Below are 4710 nucleotides of genomic sequence, written 5' to 3' on the forward strand. Positions count from 1 at the left end.
AATAATTAAAATTCAAAATGTTGATTGTTATAGTTTTAGTTAAAGATGAATATTTACTTCCGCTTTTTATTTTAGAGCTGTATAACTTTGACCAATAAAACAATGTCCTCTTAATCATATTGTACTGATTAAGTAACTGTATTTCAATATTTATTTGAGTTCCTTTATCTGTTGTTACTCTTATATCTAGTATTCCTATTTTTTCGTCTAATATCATTTCACTACTTAATTTCTTCTCTTCAAATTCTACTGATTGTATTTCTTCATCAGTTTCTCCTAAAATTGCTTTCAGAAAACTAATTAAAATATCTTTGTTATCTTTATGCCCAAAAATCTTCTGAAATACTACATCATTCTTAGGATCTAAATTTTTTACTTTATTTTGATTATTCATAGCTATAACTCCTTTTATTGGTTTATAGCTCTATTATTTACCAAAACATAAGTTCTTATTCTCAATATAAAAGTAAATATTCAAATTAAAACTAGTCTGTGAATGTTTCTAATTTGCCATTCAGTAAACTCTTCTTTATTTATAACTATATCTTCAATATAAAGTATTGCTTCTCTGTGATTTATAACTTCTAAATGCTCTCTTAAAGTTTTCCCATCAACAGTTATACCTTCTAATACAATTTTCGTTTCCATAAAAGTAAGTGTATTGCCTTCTATAATCGAGAAGTACCTGGCACCCTTGTGGAACTTAAAACACATTAATTTCCGAAATACAAGTACTATCATTTTTATTTCCTTCTGATGCCTCTATTATTACAAACCTTACAAAGCTTGTTTTTACATTATCCAGCTCCAAAATACTAATGCTATCATAATCATAAAAATCACCTTTTCCCATATAAATATACCTATTACCAGAGAATTCGACTCTTACGGTTTCTGGAATATTACTTTCATTAAATTCTTTCTCAGATTTTTTATTTCCATAATGAATTTCTATTCCTTTAATATTAATTTCACTTCCAAATTCTAATTCAATCCACTCTCCAACACCAGTTCCTTCAACACCTTCTGCCCAAACTGTAGTTATATCAAAATCACAAATATTATCTGGCACAAATTCATTTTGCTCTGAACTTTTTTCATATGAAGATGCTTCAATGGATGTTGGTACCCAATAATTATCAACTTCTATTATTTCACTTGAATTTGTTTGTATTTTATCTGATATATCTATCATATCTTCATTTAAATCAGTATTTATGTCTTCCGTATCTTCCAGTTCTTCCACTTGTTCACTAATTACAGTATCGTTAATTACTTCCTTAACTTCAACTTTATCATCATCAAAGAAACCATCAAAAAGTCTTATAAGTCTAACAGTTATAAATATAGCAGTTGCAATTATTGCAAGTTTTGATTTTTTCTTCTTAGGCTTGTCCTTTTTATTCTTATTAGGCTCTTTAGGCATTTTAGGCACTTTGTTGTTACCCTTGTTATTATTTGGCGAAAAATCATACCCTTCTTTATAGACAATCTCTGCCCCGTTTTCTGTATATGTATTTTTTTGATCTTTATAATTTTTTTTACTCATTGTCCCTCCTATTTTATAGTTTTTTTATTCTACTGCAGAAGCCTTACTCATAATTATATTAACAAGTTCGTCGCCCGCATCTCCTCACAAAGACCCCCAGGGGTAAATAACATTTTATTAATAAATTGTAAATATTTGTTCATGTTCCCTAGGGGTCTTAGTCTGCCTGTAGGCAGACTTGCTTATTTATCACCAAATTATTTATTATCATTTTTTGTATAAAGTCGGGTAGGTCTGACCCCTAGTGTACTAATCTGCATTCATCATTTCTCTTCTTTCACTTCTCTTTTTCTCCCTCTCTACCATAACAGCCATGGCTATCATAAGTGAAAAGTATTTGGGGTCATTGACTACTAGTACAAAATTATCAAAAATAATATTTTGAAGCTGTATATTTAATTTTTCTGAAATAATTCCAATTTGTTTATTTTCAATAGTTACCTGATAATTTCTTCCAATCGTTGCATTCATACTTCTCAATTCCAGTTTTCCATATATACTATCTGACACAAAATAGTTATGTTTAAAAACCAGTTTTTTCTTTATTACCCCTATCTTATTTCCATGTTCATACATAGCATAATGAGGCATGAAATGAAATATTTTTTTAGTGATTTTAAACATTTCCATACCATCCGCTACTTGCTTTATATGAAAAGTTTTACAGGGTATTCTAGATGATATTTCCATTTTTTTATTTTCTTGCACATCATTCAAATAGAAGTCTTGTCCAAACCATTTAAATTTTTCATAAAGTAAATAAATATCCGTATCCATTTCAATACCAATAGGATTTAAGTCAGGAATACCTGTTTCCAAAAATCTATCAATTTTGTCTGTCAATTCTTTGATCATAAAAATAGTAGCAAATCTATATCTGAGAATCTTATCTGTATTATCTTTTTCTATTTCTTTAAAATTTAGTCTCCACTCTTCACCTTCCATTGGCACAATAAATCCCGGTTCACTATTATGCACCAACTGAATACGGTCTTCCTTAGAAGCTAAAACATAAATGTATTCTCCCTCTGCATTTGGTCCAAATATTATGCAATTTTCTTTAACCGTTTTTATTTTACCTATCCATGGTTTTCCTAGTACCGTATCCATGGACTTGAACGCTTCATATATATTATCAATACTAGTTTTATTTGTATTAAATATCATTTTTATGGTATCATTCCAACTGTTATAAGTCTCCTGACTTCTATATTGCCATACAACAACACAGGCAATAAGTGCACAAGTGGCTATCACAATATAAAATGTATTCAGCCCCTCTGATTCTTCAAAAAAAGCCAACTTAAAAAAATATATGGCTACAACTCCAAAAACAATCATAATTAAAAAATTCTTCTTCTTCATAATATTGACCCCTTTTAAGAATTAATTGCCCTCTAGTATAAAAAAAACGTCTTTTATTTCTACAAATACATTATATACCTCGAAATTAACCTTTGTCTATTCTTAAAACTGTTGCGATTGTGTCAAGTAAAAGTTGGCAATATATCTTTTGAAATTTATCCATAAGTTCGTCGCCCGCATCTCCTCACAAAGACCCCCAGGGGCAAATAACATTTTATTAATATGAGGGGTGATTCAAATAGATGTGTATATAAAAATAATTCAGTCTCAAAGTTGTGAGGCTGAAGTATTTAGGGTTTTAATTTATTTTTTTTAGAATAGCTTCTTAAATTTGTGAATCATTAACAAATTGTTCATGACCCTTGAGGGTATTTCCGACAAATGGATGACGATAGGAATTCATTTATTGGTTGCTTATATTAGCTTAATTTCTTATACCTTCCATTACCCAAAAACTCTATAATTCCATTATCCCTTAAAATCTGAAGCTGCTGCCTTATCTTTGCTTTAATATTATTATTTTTAGGATGTGCCATACTTAAAATATTCTCAAACTTATAAATATCTTTTAAAGAAAACACTTCATTATTAAGCTGAGATACTATAGATAGAATATCATTAATCCAGCCCCTAGAAGTGATACTCTTAGTTTTCCTAATAAAATCAATATAAAGAACATCATCTCTTACTTTCTTCTCATTAATTACTTTACTATCTTTTACTGAAAATATTTTACCTTCCTTTGCAATCTCCGAAATAAGAATATTACAACCTGTCCAACCAGATCTTCTTGCTGATTGTGATAATGGTTTTCTCTTTTGAATTATTCTTGGTAATATAAATTCCTTTGGAACTATAATTAGATTTATTACATTTGCATAATCTTCTGTATAATTCATAAAGAAGAAATTAGGAGCTTTGCCCTTTTGTATAGAATTAATCATTGTATTATATTCTCCATCTACAACCAGTTTTCCAAACTTATTCTTCTTTGCTTTAAGCTGAAAATTTTCACCACAATTAGTACAATAAAAATCTGCAACAGGATAACTATTGGGATAGCTTTTTACCCTATCAGAATTACAAAATGGACAATACATATTATCATTAAACCAGTTTTCTGAAATAACTCTCGTAAGTTGTGCTGAACTTTTATATTCATTTTTATAATTCGAATAATATTTTTGTAGATCAGTATCCATAGTGGATTCCTCTTTTCTAAAATGGAAATATTAATTTTTCTTATACATAAATTTTACATTAATAGGAGAGGTGATTCAAATAGATCTGTAAATAAAAATAATTCAGTCTCAATATTGTGAGGCTGAATTATTTATAGTTCGAATTTATTTTTTAGGATAGCTTATTAAATTTGTGAATCATTAACAATTTGTTCATGACCCTCGAGGGTATTTCCAATAAATGGATGACAATAGGAATTCATTTATTGGTTGCTCATGGCCCTCGAGGGTATTTCCAATAAATGGATGACGATAGGAATTCATTTATTGGTTTCTCCCAAAACATAAGTTCTTATTCTGTATATAAAAATAATTCAGTCTCAAAATTTTGAGGCTGAATTCTTCAATATTTATATTTATTTTATAATAAAGCATATAGCAAGTTCGTCGCCCGCATCACCTCACAAAGACCCCCAGGGGCAAATAACAATTTATTAATAAATTGTAAATATCTGTTCATATACCCTAGGGGGCTTAGTCATAGCCATCAACCTAACAGAACCAATTTATGTAAAATAACAAATCTAGATGTTACCTATTAGATTACAATAAAAA

General features: G+C 29.0%; 5 protein-coding genes. All 5 read right to left on the reverse strand.

What is annotated here, in order from left to right:
- Positions 1 to 394 (reverse strand): Rpn family recombination-promoting nuclease/putative transposase (locus ACVHXK_RS18465; RefSeq protein ID WP_461207881.1); only part of this gene is annotated, 394 nt, incomplete at its 3' end.
- Positions 395 to 474: 80 nt separating this feature from the next.
- Positions 475 to 741, reverse strand: coding sequence for a hypothetical protein (locus ACVHXK_RS18470; RefSeq protein ID WP_461207882.1), 267 nt, complete (start codon positions 739 to 741; stop codon positions 475 to 477).
- Positions 704 to 1549 carry an NADase-type glycan-binding domain-containing protein gene (locus tag ACVHXK_RS18475; protein WP_461207883.1) on the reverse strand — a complete coding sequence of 282 codons (846 nt, stop codon included), beginning with the start codon at positions 1547 to 1549 and terminating at the stop codon, positions 704 to 706. The genes ACVHXK_RS18470 and ACVHXK_RS18475 overlap by 38 nt, the downstream gene beginning before the upstream one ends.
- Before the next feature lie 249 nt (positions 1550 to 1798).
- Positions 1799 to 2914 (reverse strand): LURP-one-related/scramblase family protein, encoded by a 1116-nt coding sequence (locus tag ACVHXK_RS18480; protein WP_461207884.1) that lies wholly within the window; start codon positions 2912 to 2914, stop codon positions 1799 to 1801.
- Between the two features lie 419 nt (positions 2915 to 3333).
- Complete coding sequence (locus ACVHXK_RS18485) at positions 3334 to 4116, reverse strand: DpnI domain-containing protein (RefSeq protein WP_461207885.1); 783 nt, start codon at positions 4114 to 4116, stop codon at positions 3334 to 3336.
- Between the last annotated feature and the right edge of the window lie 594 nt (positions 4117 to 4710).

Source organism: Clostridium sp. DL1XJH146, from assembly GCF_054819755.1.